This is a genomic window from Streptomyces sp. NRRL F-5755, assembly GCF_001279365.1.
In the GTDB taxonomy this organism is placed as follows: Bacteria; Actinomycetota; Actinomycetes; order Streptomycetales; family Streptomycetaceae; genus Streptomyces; species Streptomyces rimosus.
The window spans coordinates 57,245-72,929 of the sequence record NZ_LGCW01000241.1 but is presented as its reverse complement, the minus strand read 5'-3'; the positions used below and the strand labels follow the sequence as shown (position 1 = coordinate 72,929).

General features: G+C 69.7%; 14 protein-coding genes and 4 pseudogenes. 7 read left to right on the top strand and 11 right to left on the bottom strand.

Features of this window, described 5'->3' with window-relative positions:
• A partial coding sequence (locus ADK86_RS19480; protein WP_234345934.1) for an Ig-like domain-containing protein occupies window positions 1-375 on the bottom strand: 375 nt, incomplete at its 3' end.
• Window positions 376-1,154: 779 nt separating this feature from the next.
• Here ADK86_RS19480 and ADK86_RS19475 point away from each other — a divergent pair.
• Window positions 1,155-1,832, top strand: a complete 678-nt coding sequence (locus ADK86_RS19475; RefSeq protein ID WP_053697703.1) for a response regulator transcription factor — start codon at window positions 1,155-1,157, stop codon at window positions 1,830-1,832.
• Window positions 1,825-3,372, top strand: coding sequence for a sensor histidine kinase (locus tag ADK86_RS19470; RefSeq protein WP_053697702.1), 1,548 nt, complete (start codon window positions 1,825-1,827; stop codon window positions 3,370-3,372). Before ADK86_RS19475 ends, ADK86_RS19470 begins: the two co-directional genes overlap by 8 nt.
• A gap of 197 nt (window positions 3,373-3,569) precedes the next feature.
• Here ADK86_RS19470 and ADK86_RS45670 read toward each other — a convergent pair.
• From ADK86_RS45670 to ADK86_RS19455, 3 genes and pseudogenes are all read right to left on the bottom strand, one after another.
• Window positions 3,570-3,749 (bottom strand): annotated as a pseudogene (locus ADK86_RS45670) (IS110 family transposase); the annotation flags it as partial.
• A gap of 289 nt (window positions 3,750-4,038) precedes the next feature.
• Window positions 4,039-4,809 (bottom strand): DedA family protein, encoded by a 771-nt coding sequence (locus tag ADK86_RS19460; protein ID WP_063789036.1) that lies wholly within the window; start codon window positions 4,807-4,809, stop codon window positions 4,039-4,041.
• A complete protein-coding gene (locus ADK86_RS19455; RefSeq protein ID WP_053697700.1) occupies window positions 4,806-5,531 on the bottom strand; it encodes a methyltransferase in 726 nt (241 codons plus the stop codon). The genes ADK86_RS19460 and ADK86_RS19455 overlap by 4 nt, the downstream gene beginning before the upstream one ends.
• 132 nt (window positions 5,532-5,663) lie before the next feature.
• On the opposite strand from ADK86_RS19455, the gene ADK86_RS19450 reads away from it, so the two are divergent.
• Entirely contained in the window at window positions 5,664-6,539 is an 876-nt protein-coding gene (locus ADK86_RS19450) for a sensor histidine kinase (protein ID WP_078952122.1), read from the top strand.
• Window positions 6,536-6,682: pseudogene (locus ADK86_RS44575) on the top strand (DNA-binding response regulator); the annotation flags it as partial. The gene ADK86_RS19450 and the pseudogene ADK86_RS44575, both read left to right, overlap by 4 nt.
• On the opposite strand, the gene ADK86_RS19445 reads toward ADK86_RS44575, so the two are convergent.
• Both ADK86_RS19445 and ADK86_RS43190 read right to left on the bottom strand, forming a co-directional pair.
• Window positions 6,669-7,256 (bottom strand): DUF2867 domain-containing protein, encoded by a 588-nt coding sequence (locus ADK86_RS19445; RefSeq protein WP_053697699.1) that lies wholly within the window; start codon window positions 7,254-7,256, stop codon window positions 6,669-6,671. The pseudogene ADK86_RS44575 and the gene ADK86_RS19445 sit on opposite strands and share 14 nt — an antisense overlap.
• A 13-nt stretch (window positions 7,257-7,269) precedes the next feature.
• Window positions 7,270-7,407 carry a hypothetical protein gene (locus tag ADK86_RS43190; protein ID WP_159393892.1) on the bottom strand — a complete coding sequence of 46 codons (138 nt, stop codon included), beginning with the start codon at window positions 7,405-7,407 and terminating at the stop codon, window positions 7,270-7,272.
• A gap of 206 nt (window positions 7,408-7,613) precedes the next feature.
• On the opposite strand from ADK86_RS43190, the gene ADK86_RS19440 reads away from it, so the two are divergent.
• On the top strand, window positions 7,614-8,177 hold the full coding sequence (locus ADK86_RS19440; RefSeq protein WP_053697698.1) for a TetR/AcrR family transcriptional regulator: 564 nt from the start codon (window positions 7,614-7,616) through the stop codon (window positions 8,175-8,177).
• Between the two features lie 315 nt (window positions 8,178-8,492).
• Here ADK86_RS19440 and ADK86_RS41065 read toward each other — a convergent pair.
• From ADK86_RS41065 to ADK86_RS44570, 4 genes and pseudogenes are all read right to left on the bottom strand, one after another.
• Window positions 8,493-9,373, bottom strand: a pseudogene (locus ADK86_RS41065) (IS5 family transposase).
• 115 nt (window positions 9,374-9,488) lie between these two features.
• A pseudogene (pstS, locus tag ADK86_RS19430) lies at window positions 9,489-10,427 on the bottom strand (phosphate ABC transporter substrate-binding protein PstS); the annotation flags it as partial.
• A gap of 622 nt (window positions 10,428-11,049) precedes the next feature.
• Entirely contained in the window at window positions 11,050-11,697 is a 648-nt protein-coding gene (locus ADK86_RS19425) for a DNA-packaging protein (RefSeq protein WP_053697695.1), read from the bottom strand.
• Entirely contained in the window at window positions 11,642-12,040 is a 399-nt protein-coding gene (locus ADK86_RS44570) for a hypothetical protein (protein ID WP_053697694.1), read from the bottom strand. The genes ADK86_RS19425 and ADK86_RS44570 overlap by 56 nt, the downstream gene beginning before the upstream one ends.
• Before the next feature lie 1,523 nt (window positions 12,041-13,563).
• Here ADK86_RS44570 and ADK86_RS19415 point away from each other — a divergent pair.
• Complete coding sequence (locus ADK86_RS19415) at window positions 13,564-13,890, top strand: hypothetical protein (protein WP_053697693.1); 327 nt, start codon at window positions 13,564-13,566, stop codon at window positions 13,888-13,890.
• A gap of 10 nt (window positions 13,891-13,900) precedes the next feature.
• On the opposite strand, the gene ADK86_RS19410 is transcribed toward ADK86_RS19415, so the two are convergent.
• Window positions 13,901-14,947, bottom strand: a complete 1,047-nt coding sequence (locus tag ADK86_RS19410; RefSeq protein WP_159393891.1) for a dimethylarginine dimethylaminohydrolase family protein — start codon at window positions 14,945-14,947, stop codon at window positions 13,901-13,903.
• Window positions 14,948-15,431: 484 nt separating this feature from the next.
• Here ADK86_RS19410 and ADK86_RS43185 point away from each other — a divergent pair, with 484 nt between their 5' ends.
• The gene (locus ADK86_RS43185; protein ID WP_159393890.1) at window positions 15,432-15,608 is read left to right on the top strand and encodes a hypothetical protein; all 177 of its coding nucleotides are present in this window, start codon (window positions 15,432-15,434) and stop codon (window positions 15,606-15,608) included.
• Window positions 15,609-15,685: the final 77 nt, after the last annotated feature.

Sequence of the window (15,685 nt, the reverse complement as noted above, 5' to 3'; positions counted from 1 at the left end):
GGCGGTGATCGTGTACTTGGTCGAGCGCTCCAGCTGCTTCTTCGGCTTCCAGGAGCTGCCGTCGGCGGCGAGGGTGCCCTCGACGGGCTTCTTGTTCTCACCCGAGGTCATCTGTACGTCGGTCAGCTTGCCGCCGGTGACGCTGACCTTGGCGTCGCTGCTGATACCCGCGGCCGTCGAGCCGTCCTTCGGTTCGACCTTGATCTTGGCTTCCGAGGCGTCCTTCGCCGCCGCCTCGTCGGCCTTCTTCGTGTTGTCCTGGCCGCCCCCGTCGCCGTCACCGCACGCTCCGAGGGTCAGCACACCCCCGAGCAGCGCTGCAGTGGCTATCAGGCCCTTGCGGCGCTTGCTGTCCGTCATCACACGTTTCTCCATTGTGTTAATACCGAATGTATTGCTACCGAACCGCCCCCCAACCGGCGCCGCACCACAGATTCCGGACGGCACCTGCGCAAAAGGACCCCCATTCCCTTTCGTCCGTTCCACGCCTAGAGCGGGTGTGGGACATGCCACACCGCTCCCGGGCACCTCCCGGGGGCCACGTGGCTGAGAACCGGACGGGCCGTAGCCGGAATCGACGAGCGTGGACACCATGAGGGCTCATTCAGCCCGTTCGGCCAGTCATGGGTCTGTATCTGCGATTCCTTGCCGCCGCCCCTGACGCGGGCACAGGACGAGAGAGGACCAGCGCCGCGGCCAGCAGCCGGCCGTCCGGATCCCGCCAGCCCACGCTCTCGGCCTGCCAGCCCTGCTTGACCCGCCCCCACGACAGGCACTGCATGAAGCCAGCGTGGCGGCCCCGGACATCGCCCAGGTCCCGTGCGCCTGGGCCGTCGAAGAGGCCAATTCGGTGGCTGACTGCCACCAGCGAGTAATACGGCCCGGCTGCTCGGGAGAGACGGCGAGGGCAGTGGTCCATACCGTGTGCGGCTCACCCGTCCCGTGTATGGGGAACACGGGCGCATAGGAGAGTGTGAAGGCGAAGGGAGCATCATGAAGAATCCAATCGAGGCGCTCGGACTCCGGCGAACTGCCGACGAATGCTGCCGATGATGTCCCAACCGCCCTCAATGAATGCCCAGAAACCTTAAAGATCATTAAGGAAGAAAGGCGGGACGAGACTGTCCTACGAGTTTCCTGGCATTCTTGGGGTCATGAATGTTTTGGTGGTGGAGGACGACCCGCAGATCGCCGCGGTCATACGGCGCGGACTGGAGGCCGAGGGCTACACCGTCGAGCACGCCGCCGACGGGCCGACGGGCCTCCGCCTCGGGCTGAAGCATCCCTTCCGCGCGATCGTGCTGGACATCATGCTTCCCGGCATCCACGGCTACCGGGTCTGTGCCGAACTGCGCGCGGCGGGCGTGAACACCCCCGTGCTGATGCTCACCGCCAAAGACGGCGAATACGACGAAGCCGAGGGGCTGGACATCGGCGCCGACGACTATCTGCGCAAGCCCTTTTCCTACGTGGTGCTGCTCGCCCGGCTGCGCGCCCTGATCCGCCGCGGCGGCAGTACCGGCGACGGGGTGCTGCGCGCCGGCGACCTCTGGCTGGACACCGCGGGCCGGCGCTGCGGCCGGGGCGAGCAGGAGATCGCGCTGACCGGGCAGGAGTTCGCCGTACTGCGCTGCCTCATCCGGGCCCCTGGACAGGTGCTGTCCAAGGCCGAAATCCTCGACGACGCCTGGGACATGGCCTACAACGGCGCCCCCAGCATCGTCGAGGTCTACATCAGCATGCTCCGCCGCAAGATCGACCATCCCTTCGGGCAGCACAGCATCGAGACGGTGCGCGGCGCCGGATACCGCCTGGTGGCCGACGGTGCCTAGCCCTCGCCGCCTGCGCGGGCTGCTTCCGCGCAGTCCCTTCGCCCGGCTGCCCATCCGCGCCCGTACCGCCCTGGCCGCCGGGCTCGCCGCGCTCCTGCTCGCCGCGGTCGGCGCATGGTGGCTGCGCCAGCACGTCTACGACTCCCGGATGGCCGCGAGCCAGGACCAGGCTCTGGCCCAGGCCCGAGCCATCGCCCGCGACAACGCCGCCGACCAGGGCGGCAGCACCATCACTCATGGAGACACGGTCGGGCTGCCGTTCGTCGTACTCGATCCGCGCGGCGTCCCCGTACTGCGAGGCGAGCCCTTGAAAGGGGTGAAGTTCGCCGGCAAACCGCTCACCCCGACACCCCGCACAGCCGCGCCGAGCTGGCACACCGTACGCACCGTACGCACCCGGCCCGGGCCTCCCGGCGACACCAACCGCATGCACGGGCGGACCTTCACGGCAGTAGGCGTTTTCAGCTACGTCCCCTCCCATGACCCGACCAAGGGCCGGTCATACTTCGAGGTCGATGGCAACTACGCCGTGTACGTGCTGGTCACCCCCTTCGACGCGGAGAACACCGTCAGGGCCCTGGACCCCATCCTGTACGCGAGCGTGCCGGGGGCCGCGCTCCTGATCACCGCGCTCGCCTGGACGACAACGCGGCGTGCCCTTCGGCCCGTTGAGGCGATCCGCGCCGAACTCGCCGAGATCAGCGAACAGCACCTGGACCGCCGTGTGCCCGTTCCCCGGGCCAAGGACGAGATCGCCCGCATGGCCGTCACCACCAACGACACCCTCGACCGCCTGCAGCGCTCCGCCGAACAGCAGCGCCGGTTCGTCGCCGACGCCTCCCACGAACTCCGCAGCCCCATCTCGGCCCTGCGCGCCTCGCTGGAGATCTCCCTCGCCCACCCCGACCGTACCGACTGGCCCCGGGCCACCCGCGAGGCCCTGGAGTCCGCCGGCCGCTTGCAGCAGCTCGCCGACGACCTGCTCTTCCTCGCCCGGCCCGATGACGACCGGTCCGACGCCATGAACAAGCCGGTCAACCTCACCGACCTCGCTCGGGATCTGGTCACCGAGATGCGCCACACGCGGCCCGAGGGGCCCGAGATCGTCATGTGCGCGCACGAGCCGGGCGGCGACCGGATCCTGGTGTCCGGCAACGCGGGACAGCTGCGGCGACTGCTGCGCAACCTGCTCGACAACGCAGCGCGGCACGCCCGTTCGGTCGTGAAGGTGACAACGTTCACCTGCACAGAGGCTGGGGCAGGAGCGAGCACCGTAGGCATCGAGGTCCACAACGACGGTTCCGACATCCCGCCCGCCGACCGGGAGCGGATCTTCGAGCGCTTCACCCGCCTCGACGAGGCCCGCAGCCGGGACGCCGGCGGCAGCGGACTGGGCCTGGCCATCGCCCGCGCCATCGCACAGCACCACGGCGGCAGCCTCACCGTACGGGACACCCCGCCCGGCACAGGCGCGGCCTTCGTCGCCGAACTGCCGTCACACCAGGCCTTCCACGGGCCGCCACCCCTACGAACCTGTTGATCGCACGCCGGTGGAGGGCATGCGCCAAGCCAGCCGACCCATCACAGCAATCACCGACCGCCATGAGAAGATCACTGAAGATGTCGGGGTTCCGCCCCGGCCTTTCCTGGCCGGGCAGACGGTTGGTATGCCGGTAGCCGGGACTCCGCGTCCGGTGGGACCTGATGTGTGGGAAATCTGCCGGGAACTGATCCCCGTTTGAGGTTGCTGTTGCCCTGCCGGGTGCGGCCGGACCTGGCGACGCCGGCGGATTCGTTCATCCCCGGGCAGACCCCGGTCCAGGAGGCGAGGTGGCCGGCGGTGGCGAACTGCGCCATGTCGCCGCCGGTCTCGGCGATGATGATCTGGGCGGCCGCGGGGCCCATGCCGGGGATGGTGTCAACGTCGGCCACGTCCTGATCGTGTCCCAGGCGGGTGAGCAGTGTGGTGATCCGGTCGGCGCCGGCCAGGCGCCGCCCGAAAGTGCTGTGGGCCCTGATACGCGACCACCGCACCTTCGAGACCGTCACGCCTCAGCCAGCCGCCGCAGCGGCCTGATGCAGTCACAAGGCGTCACCGCCTCGGTTTGACACCATGATTGGGAATCCCTTCCGGCTTTTGAGTAACTGCCCTGCCGCAGTGAGTAGGCACTGGGCAACGAAAAAGTCGCGCTCCCCACGGCCCGCGTCAGAAATCCACCAGGCAGGCAGCTCCATCACTGCCCGGTGTCCGCCCGACGGGCCGAACGGGTCGGACTGCCGCTCGTCCCGCTGTAGCTGTCGCCCGAGCGCTTCGGCCTGCCCCTTTTGTCGCGCCGGAGTTCCGTAGGGCAGACCGGCGCGCGACGCTGCTTGCCGCTGTCCGGTTGCGGCGGAGTGCGGACCAGAGCAGTACGGTCCCGGTCGCTGCGCCTGCGCTCATGGCGAGTACGGGCCCGCCGAAGGTGAGGGCGTGCTGGAGGGAGGCAGCGGCGGTGTATCCGGCACCGGCCTCGGCGGTGGCCCACAGCAGGGCCGCGGCAAGGCTGTAGGGCGCGATGCGGTGGTAGGGCAGGCGAGAGGCGCCGGCGAGATGGGGAGTGACGGTGCGGATCACCGGGAGGAAGCGGGCCAGGAAGACGGCGTGCCCGCCACGGCGGGCCATCTGCGCCTCGGCGCGCTGCCATGCGGCGATGGGCAGGCAGCGGCCGAGGCAGCCGGTGCGCAGGCGGGCGCCGAGGGCCCGCCCGGTGCGGTGCGCGAGGAAGTCGCCCACCACGACGGCGCCGGCGGCGGTCGTGATCAGCAGGGGCAGGTGCAGGGTTCCGGTGCGTGCCAGCGCGCCGGCCGTCAGCAGGAGGGTGAGGGTGGGAATGAAGACCCCGATGAGCAGGACCGACTCGGCCAGGACGGCCACGGCCACGATCGCGTAGGCGCCGGCGGCCGGCAGCTGGCCGAGGGCGGTGGTCAGCGCGTTCACCGGCCTGCTCCGGCCACGGCAGGCGCCGGGCCCGGTACGGCGTCCGCGGGCCGCTTGAGCTGCCGGACCCGGGCAGGGGGAAGATGGGCCCAGGCCGTCCGGCAGCCGGTGGCGTACCGGCGCTGGTAGGCGGCCGGCACCTCGTCGACGGACCGGCGCCGGCGGGCCTGGGTCCGGGAGGGCAGCAGGGCGCGGAGCTGCCAAGTGCCCAGGCAGGCGGAGTAGGTCGGGGTGCCCCCGGGATGCAGCAGCTCCAGGTACCGGTCCATGACGGTCTCGACCTGGCGGTGGGTGAAGTCGGCGAAGTGCAGGCCGGAGACGATGACGTCATAGCGCCGGTCGGTGTCCAGGTCTTCTACGCGCCGGGGGTGGACGCGGACCTGCTCCCGGTGCCCGGCGAGGCGCGGGTGCGTGGCGGCGAGGTGGCGTATCCGAGCCGCCGAGCGCGGGTTGGTTTCGGCGATGTCCAGGCGGCTGCCCGGCGACAGCTGGGCGATCAGAGCGCGGGTGACCGCTCCCGTCCCGGTCCCCGCTTCCAGGATGTCCACGGGCCGTCCCGCCTGGGCGCGTACCGGTTCGGTCAGGGCGCGGGCCGGCGCCGTACCGCGGGGAGCGAGGGCGCCGGTGGTGCGCATTTCCCGGGCGGCCTCGATGAGGAACATCCAGCCCTCGGCGTGGCGCTGCGCGAGGACACGGTCGTGCGAGGTGGGGCGGTTGTCCATGACTTCGACGCTAGAAACCGGCTTTCGCCGGCGTATCCGTCGTTGTGCGACGCTCGCCCCCTACCAAAGTAGGGGGGCGCTGCGGACGATCGTCGGAGGAAAAGAAAGCGGACACATGCCCAGGATTCTGGGGTGAGCCGGAGAACAAAGCCCTCGTGGACCGTATACGGGCGCTACGGCCTGCTGCTGGTGGTGGCGGGGGCCGCACTGTGGAATCCCAAACAGTTCAGCGCGGTCCTGTTGCTGCTTTTGGCCGTGACGGGCGTGCTGTGGTGGCACAACCGCCGCCGCCTGGTGCGGGCACTCAACGCTCAGGTCGAGCATCTGCGGATCGAGCGGAAACTGCGTGAGGAGAGCGCCCGCGCAGCCGAGCGTTCCCATATCGCCGCAGAGATGCACGACATCCTGGCCCACCGTCTGAGTCTTATCGCCCTGCACACCGGGGCCCTGGCCACCAAGACCGACGTCCTGCCCGCCCCGGTCGCCGAACGCCTCACCCTGCTGCGCACCGTCTCCGCCGAGGCCCTGACCGACCTGCGCGTCGTCCTCGGAGCCCTGCACGACCCCCATACCACCACCGGTGCCGGCGCTGTGCCCGCCCCCGTTCTGCGCGACGTGCAGGAGTTGGTCGAACAGGCACGCACAGCTGGGCAGGACATCGACATGACCGTCCACGGCCGCCCCGATCAGACTCCCACCGCCCACCGGCTGGCCGTCTACCGACTGGTCCAGGAAGGGCTGACGAACGCCCGCAAACACGCCGCGGGCGCGCCGGTACGCATCCACCTCGACCACGGGCCGCCGGCCACCACCGTCGAGATCACCAACAGCCCCGGCGCCCCCGCCGCGGACACCGCTCCCTCCGGCTTCGGGCTGGTGGGCCTGCGCGAGAGGGTCAACGCCCTTGGCGGGCGCCTGGACGCCGGCCCCCACGGCGGCGGCAGCTGGCGCCTGGCCGCCCGTATCCCCCGCCCCGCAGACCCCGAGCAGAACGGCCCCCGCACATGATCCGCGCCATGATCGTCGACGATGACGCCCTGGTCCGACTCGGCCTGGCCGACCTCCTCGACGGCGACGACGGCATCGAGGTCTTCGCCCAGGCCGGCGACGGACTGCAGGTCATCACGGCGGCTGGGCTCACAGACGTTCGCGGTCGCGCCAGGCGCCTTCCCACTGGCGGGTCAGCGCCGGGTAGACGATCAGGTGGCGGAGCGGCTTGATGGCGGCCATGTACAGCCGTCCGAACCGGCCGTTGGCTTTGACCAGGACCGCCATCCGCAGTTCGTACTCCCCGCTGTCGGCCTGTACCCACCCCAGGTGGCAGACGGCATGGACGGTCTTGTTCGCCAGCTCTTCGGCGCATTCGTCGTGCAGCTGGTACACGGTGGTGAACGGGGTGTCCGGCCCCGTTACCGCTGTCAGGGGCCCCCGCAGGTCATCCGGCAGGCGGTCGCACAGCGACCGTACCCGCCCGTCGAGGCCGGCCTTGGGGGCGTCCCAGCCGAACAGGGCGCCCAGCTTCCAGCGCACCGCGAACAGCAAGCGGACCAGTAGGGGCTGCGTGCTGGACCCCTCCGTCGCGCGCAGCGCGCTGAGCAGCGTGGGGAAGTCGTCCGGCCCGGCTCCGGGGGTACGAAAGGACCACACGTCTTCCACCCGGAAATCGGGGGCGAGTTCGTGGATCCGCCAGGGCCGCGAGGTGTGGGCGGCGTTCGGGAGCCTCATCGTCCGCGGCCCCCTAACTGGACTGGAGGCAGCGGAGCCGACGGAGCTTGCGCTCCCGCTCGGCGAACGCCATCTCCAGGGCGTCCTGGGAGCCGAACTTCACGGCGGAGACGACAGCACCGCCCTCGGGCATGCCCCAGGGGCGGGCCACCAGGCATCCCGGCTGCGACCACAGGACGGCGGCAGCCTGACTTACGCCGGCCGCTGAAGTCCTCGGCGTATCCGGGCCCGGGGCAGGCGACAGATCCGATGGCCATGGAATCTCTCCTGAGTCGTTGTATACGGTGACGTACAACGGAGGCTAGCCCGCTTATACGGAGGCGTATAGCAGGGGCGGTACGTGAGAGGAGACACACCGTGGGCGCGCAGCGCACACCGCGCGAGACGTGGATCGAGGAAGGACTCCGGACGCTGGCCGCCAAAGGCGTGGACGCCGTACGGATCGAGGCTCTCGCCAAAGCACTCGGGGTCACCAAAGGCGGCTTCTACGGATACTTCACGGACCGCAACGCGCTGCTGGAGGCGATGCTGGACACCTGGGAGCAGGAGAGCGTCGGCGAGGTGCTCGAACGCGTCAGAAACCTCGACGACGAGCCGCGGGAGAAGATCCGCCTGGCCGGCCAGCTGACGCTCTCAGCAGACCGCCTGCTGCCGGTCGACCTCGCGATCCGCGACTGGGCCCGACGCGACGAGGCCGCCGCCGAACGCCTGCGCCGGGTGGACAACGCCCGCATGACCCTCCTGCGCGAGATGATCAGCACCTTCTGCGACGACCCCGACGAGATCGAGGCCCGCAGCCTCCTCGCCTTCAGCCTCGCCATCGGCAGCCACTTCCTCGCCACCGACCACCCCGGCCACACCCACAGCGAAGTACGCGCCATGGCCGCCGACATCGTGCTCAACCGCCCCCGCAGCCACTGAAGTGCGGGCCGAACACGACCCGAGCGGGCAGGCAGTCGCCCTGCGGCCAGCCGTCGGCGCGCCCGGCCTGGTGGATGCGCTGGACCATCTTCAGCAGCAAGCGGTGCCTGGTGCGGGCGGCCGTCGCACGAGGCGGCCATGAGCGGCTTGCGCTCACGTCGGCCGCACCCGCCGCCCACCCGTCGAGCATCTCCTGCCAACTCGGTGGAGATAAAGCCTGTGACCTCGCCTGTAAGGCCGAGGGGTTCGCGAGTGGGCGCTGTGATGAGTACGGCGAGTGCATTTGCTCGGACTGAGCGGCTGCGGCCCAGTGGGCTACTGGCGAAGCCACAGCCGGATCGCGGCGAGGGTGACCGTGCCGTGAAAGACGAACGCTCTCTTGTCGTACCGCGTCGCCACTGCCCGGAAGCCCTTGAGCGCGTTGACCGTCCGCTCGACTTCGTTCCTGCGGGCATAGAGTCTCCGGTCGAATCCGGAAGGACGACCGCCGCGGCTGCCACGCCGCCGACGGTTGGCCCGCTGGTCCCGGCGCTCGGGAACCGTGTGCCGGATGCGTCGCCGGCGCAGGTAAGCCGGTTCCGGCATGAGCTGTACGCTTTGTCGCCGCACAGGTGATCCGGACGCGTCCGCGGATGTCCGCCGGTTGTCCGCGGGACACGGACACGGTCCAAGACCGGGATCAGTTGTGGGGCATCACCCCACTGTCCGGGCGTGACGAGGATAGCCAGCGGTCGGCATCCGCCCTCACTCGCCAGATGGACATTCGTCGTGAGCCCACCGCGTGAGCGGCCGAGAGCTTCATCTGGACGGTGCTGGGCGGGCCGGGTGCGCCTGCCGGGCCTGCGCGGGGACTGCTTGCGTGCGCCGGCAGCGTGCTGGTGAGCCCGGCACACGGTGGAGTCCACGCTCACCATCGACCAGTCGATACGACCTTCCGCGTCGGCATCCGCCTGGACAGCCCGCAGAACCCTGCCCTACGTGCCGTCCGCTGACCAGCGCCGATGCCGGTCATATACCGTCTGCCACGTCCCGAATCGTGTCGGCGGGTCCCACCATGGGATACCGGTCCTCAACCGGAAGAGGGTCCCGTTGATCACCTGCCGATGGCCCTTCCAACGCCCGCCCCGGCCAACGTTCTTCGGCAGACAGGGCCCCAGCCGGGCCCACTCTTCGTTCGATAAGTCACCCCGCCCCACCTCGACCAGAACGATCGGCTCGCGCAGCAGTCACACGACTCATCGGACGGGCCCCAGGGGAGGCTCCGGCGACGCGGCGGGCGGAGCAGTCCGCGTCAGAGGGCCCGGCCGTGTGCTATTTCGAGGCCCCGTTCCAGCTGTCGGTCAGTGCGGTCGCGACCGCGGTGGGCACAGGCACGTAGCCGAGGTCGGCGCAGTCCTGGGCGCCGTGATGAAAGGCCCAGTCGAAGAACGCATGGACACCTGCGGCACGGTCCGAGGAGGTGAGGACCAGGGAGGCGCCGGCGATGGGCCACGCGTCCGCGGCGTCACGGTCCAGCAGACTCGGGGTCAGCTCGCCGCCGGGCATCCATGTGGCACCTTGGGTGGCTGCGGTGAGGGCGGCTGTGGTGGGAGCGACGAACGCGCCGGAACGGTTCTCCAGCAGCACGTCCGCCAAGTGGCTGGTGGCGGCATACGGCGCGGCAACGTAACCGATCGCGCCCGCGAGCTCTCGGACGAACGCGGCCACACCCTCGTTGCCCTTGCCGCCCAGCCCGCTCGGCCAGTTCACGGTGGCGCCGCTGCCGAGCTTCTGCTCCCATTCCTTGGAGCGGGCGGCCAGATATTGGGTGAACAACCAGGTGGTGCCCGACCCGTCGGCGCGGCGGACCACGCAGATGTCGGTCGCGGGCAGGGACAGACCGGGATTGAGCTCGGCGATCGCGGGATCGTTCCACTTCCGGATACGGGCCAGGTAGATGTCGGCCAGGGCCTCGGGGGTCAGGCGCAGTGTCCTGGGCCCCACGCCTGGGATGTTCACGACGGGCGTGACGGCGCCGATCACCGCGGGAAACTGCTCCAGACCATGGGAGTGGAGCTTATCGAGCGACAAGGGGACATCGGTGCCGGCGAAGTCGACGGCCTTGGCCACGATCTGCTTGACCCCGCCGGACGAGCCCACCCCCTGGTAGGTGACCCTATTCCCGGCCTGTTTCTGGTAGTTGTCGGCCCACTTCGCATACAGGAGGGCGGGCAGCGTCGCTCCCGCACCGTTGATGGTCATGAGGGCCTCCGTCGAGCAGTTGGCGGATGGGACGCGAACAGCATCCCTGCCCCCGGAAACGGAAACACGGTTACTTCAGGTCACGGAAACACCTCCACATCACCACACCGCCTTCCCTCGCAGGCTGGCGGCAGGAACGGCGGGTCGAGCAGCGGCACTGAGTCACCCCGCCCGATACCAACCCTCAACGAACGCTCCTCTTGCCCATCACCGGCCCATCGGACACGCCCTGGGCGGCCGTGATCAATCTCAGCGCCAACCACGGTTCGATTGATCCCCGGGGCCGAGGACGGCCTGTACCGGCCCCTGAAGCTCGCAAATGATCTCCCGGCCCCGCTCGGCCGCGGGGCGCTCGTAGACCCCGCACAGGCGTCCTGACGGCGACGCTTCTCGGAGTCTTGAGGCTGGATTCCCCCTCACTGCTGCGGGGGTAGGGGGTTCTTCTGTAGTTATTGGTTATAGGTACTTACCAGACCCCCCGATCCACCTGGTTCCGGTGAACCGAACCCCGGTGAACCGAACCCCGAAAACCCGTTTTCGGTCGCGCCCGGGGAGCCTTCACCGAGCCACGGAGTCGCCCCCGAAGGCACTGATGTGACATGCAGGTAGTCCGGTGGTCCGGCGACGGCGGTCAGCGACACCCGGACAGCCTCCCGTCCTGGTACGGCGTACCGCCCGTACCGCTGGATCCTGCGACCGCGAGCTGCGTCAGCCCGTGAACCGCGGCGTCCATCCGGTCCGGACTGTCCATCCCGGCGACCCAGGTCACCATCTGCTGCTCCAGTTCCGGCCAGGCCCCGACGTGGTGGACGCGGCCCTGTTCGTAGAGCTGAGCGATCGGCTCGGCCCTGAGCCTCTTGCCGTGCTTGGCCGTCACCGACAGCACCGCCGGCATGGGCAGGCCCTCGGTGCGCTGCTCGCGCTGCAACTCCTGCCACGCCTGGCGCAGGACCTGCTTGCTCATGTCGCCGCCGTAGTTGGACTCCACCGTGATGGCATCCGCGCGCAGCTCGATCGCCAGCAGGCACGCCTCCCGGCCCCACGCGTCGGCCCCGCGATTGCCGGAGCGGTCGTCGAGGACGTACAGGTGCCCGGCCCGGTCGCGGGCGACGGCCACGATGCCGGTCTCGTCGCCGACCGCCGATTCCCCGCCCGCCGGGTCGGCGGCGACGACGATGCGCGCCAGGTCGATGCCGCGAAAGCGGGCCGCGCTGATGCGGTGGTCAGTGATCCACGGCCACTGCCATACCCCGCCTTCCTGCGGTCGGGGCTGCTGCACATACAGCGGCCGGCATCTCCCGGCCCTCTGTGAGCACCGCGGCCATCGCACCGGGAGAGCGGTACAGCGCCAACCCCCTCTCGATCTGCGCGAGTTGAGCCCTGAGCTGTGGAGTGGAGGCGTCGGCGATCTCGCGGCGACGCTGCGCAGGCAGCGACCGGATACTGCGCTCCCGCAAGGCTTTGGTGACGTCCTCGCAGGCCAGCTCGATCAGCCGCTTGTCGCTCGGCGGCTCCAGCCCGCGCTTGTACTTGTCGATGCCGTACCCCTGCGGGTAGGCGACGCGGTCGGAGTTGATCGCCGGGTCCGCGGCCGGCTTCCGCCCGATCGTCAGCCAGTCCACCCCGGCCAGCTTCAGATCGATGGCGTCTGCGCGGCGTTGGGTGGTGGCGGCCCGCGTGGCGCGACTCGGGTGAACTCCGATGCCAGTCTGGCGAGTAGCTGGAAGGGGTCAGTGAAAACAGTGATAGGCGTCGGCTATGCCGACGTTGCCCTTCTCCCCGATACTGGCCGAACCCGTCACCGAACTACCGGCGGGGGGTTACGGTTTCGAAGCCGAATGGGACGGTTCTCCAGACACTCAAAGATGTCTCACTCGGCAGGTATTTCTCGTGCCGCCCTTTCCGCTTTTGCCGTAATGGCGATCAGCATTGCCGATGCGCTCGGCTCGAGTGCACCATCCGGACCACCGACCCCACCGGTCGCTCCGTGACGGCCCGGACGAGCTGGTCGGCGGCGGTGGACTGTCCCGCCGGTGACGGCATCCGTTCCACCAGCACCAACCGGGGTACGGGAACAGCGCGCCGACGAGCTCATCCGGTCCCCGTGGGCGCTACGTCAGGCAGCCGGGATGCGGTGACCGTCTTGACGAGGATTTCGGCTGACCCCCGGGGTACCCGAAAGGGCCGGGCTCACTTTGCCCGGAGGAGGTACAGGGTGCTGAATCCGCTGATGTTGCAGACGATGGTGGTCGAGGTTTGGGTCCAGGTGAAACCCGCCGGAACGGTGCAGGCCCAGACGCCCGACCTGGGCTTTATTACGTGATAGAGCACGCCGGTGGAGCAGGTCGTGGTCCTTGAGACATGGTTGTAGGTGTAGCCGCGGGGAACCGTGCAGGAATAGTAGGCGGCGGCTGATGCGCCCTTCGAAGCCGGGGCTTCAGCCGCTGTGGCCGCTGCCGGAGTGGTGCCCAGCATGACGGTCGCAGTACCCAAGCCGAGCAGTAGGGGCCGCAGTTTCGGTCGCACCATGGGATTGCCCTCCTGAGGGGTTGTCCACGGAGTAGAACCGGGGTCTGTCCTGTGCCCCGGCCGCCGCAGAGCGTGCGACGGGAGCTTTGCAGCACAGTCATGGGCGGACAAGCACTCCCCGTGCAGCTCCGTTCCGCGACCAGCCGGACCGCAGCCCTCCGGGATTCCGGGGCGGATTCACGCGCGGAAAGTACCGGCATTGCGTGCATTGACCAGTCCGCTCAGTAGCGTCCGGGCTTGGGCCGGGTGTCCGTGACCTTCGTGGCTCTACTCGGTGACCGGCGCGGCGCAGGCTTGTGCGGGCCGCATCGTGCCATGGGCGGTCAGGTCTCGGTTGCCGTCGAAGTGCGATGGGTTCCTGGTCATACGCAGAGCCCCTGCGTCCTGCAATCGCACGAAAGACCGGTTGAGCGCCGACTCCGAAGGTGGGACGGGTTCTCAGCCATCGCCGCCACCGCCGTCATGCGGGCAGCGTTTACCGAATCCGGAGAGAGCGAATGGCTGTTCCTCGGTTCATCGGCGTGGTCGCCATGGACACATGGTGGGCCATTGACCTGCACTTCGGCCCGCTCGATACCAGCCCGCACCGGCAGCGGACACCGGGGCGGAGCCATCGGTGACCGTGCACGGGCAAAGGGTCCACCACCCACCTCACCCCATCTTCGCGAGCAGGACCGGGCACCGCACCGCCGACCGCTCTTCGCGAGCAGGAGGCCGGCCCCGCACCGACCACCAGGCACTCGGACACTACGGCCAGGCCCAGGCTGCCACCGTCCAGGCCCTGCAGCTGCTGCCGCCCGCCATGCGCCGCTCCCGCGCCTACTACGGCGCCCAGCTCGCCGAAACCCACCTGGCCCAGGGCGACCGCGAGCAGGCCGCGCACACCATCGCCGCCTTCGACGCCCCTTCCCTCGACAGCCGCCGCATCACCGGCCGGGGCTGAGCGCGCACCGTCACGCGTCACAGGCTTGCGGACACGTCAGCGAATCCGAGCACGGCGGCCCATAGACGGGGCGGGACATGCAGCGCGGCCCGCCGGTGCCTTTGACCAGTTCACTGCCCGGCACAGCAGTGAGGTCGATGCCGTGATCGCGCAGGGCCCGCACAGCCGGTTTGCACATGTCGTACCCGATGGCCGTGTTCGGGCCGAGGCAGAGGTAGTTGCACGCCTCCTGCGTGCGGGCGGCGTGCCGGCCGACGCGCACCACCGTCATGTTCAACTCCTCGAAGAGGCCGAGGAGGTCCACCGCCCGGGTTCCGGTGCTGTCCCAGTGCGTGGCCGAGACGATGTTGTCGGGTGCGGCGATGACGAGCGTGTCACTGACCGGGAGGACCGTACCGTCGAGGTTGAGGCTGCCGCGGGCGAGTTCGACGGCGATGAGTTCGTCGGCATGGTCGGGTAGCAGCGCCTCGCGCAGTCGCGGAACTGTGGTGAGGGTGGTGCGGGTGCCGTAGCCGAGCAAGACGCAGCGACGCCCTTCCCGGACGAACGGTACGAAGTCGCCTCCTTCGAGCACCGTCCCGTGGCCGCCTTCCCAGGCCAGGCGGGTCAGGCCGAGAGCCTCGAGCGCCGCGCCCATGGTCGCCTCTTCCGGGCGGCGCAGCGGCTCGGCCATGCGCGCGGACAGATACAGGGCGGGTGCCCACGGCAGGGTGATCGCAGCGTCGCGGGTGAAGAGCTGGTTCGGGTTGGTGCGGGCCTGGGCGAAATGGGGTGTGGCGCCGACCAGCGATCGCAACGTGATCACTGAGACTCCCGCGCGGGAGATCGCGCGCACCAGCCCGTCGTGCTCGTCGGAGGCCCGCTGCGAGTCCACCCGTTCTCGGAACAGGTAGCGGCGCTGTGCCTCCTCTGCTGGTACGGCCGACAGCCCGTAAAATGCCCCCAGTGGCGCAGGATTGTGCACGATCACCGCCCGGGGGCGTGCGGAATGCTCGGCCAGGATCGCGCCACGCGAGCCCTGAGCACCCGGGGAACCGCTCTTCTCCTGCCCTGTCATGTACTCAGCTTGGCCGAGACCGATGACAGCCGAAAGACGCCGAGTTCGGATGTGATCCAGGCAGGATCGGTGGACCGGGCCTGCTGTGGGCTGCCGCGAAGCCAGGCAGGCACTCCAGAAGCCAGGTGGGCACTCCCATCCCGGGCCGCTCGGCGGGGCCATCGGAGGGTGCAGGTGATGCTGGTGCCGAGGGTCTTGCTGAGGGCCGAGGCGGGCGGGTCACTGGAGAGGGCGAGCAGGGCGGTGTTGCGGCCCGGGTGGGCGGGCAGGCCGTGGCGGCGGAGCTTGCGGGCGAGGGGGCGGCGGAGTGGTGCGTGCCGGGGAGCGTAGCCGGGGAGGAGCCATTCGGTGCGTGCGGTGACCCGGCCGACGGCTGAGCAGGTCTGGTGGTGGTAGTCCAGTTCGGCGAGCGGCTGCCGATCGACTGGCGTCAGCTCAAACAGCTCCAGCGCCGCCGCCTGGCCCCCTCGGGCTGGGCGAGGACGTGACCCAGCCGAAGCTGCGGGAGTCGTTCGCCGAAGTCGCCGAGCACGCCCTGACCGTCCACGCCCGGCAGCTGTTCGCCCGAACGCCGCGCGACGGCTCCCCCTGTTCGATGACAAGCTCGTCGCCTGTCGCCCCGGACGGGCTGCGCCGCGCCGTCGACCGGTTCGTACCGTGAGGACGGCGGCGCGCAACTGCTGATACTGACCACCTTGCACCTGGCCGCCGAAGCCTTCCTCTGACCCGCCCGGAGAG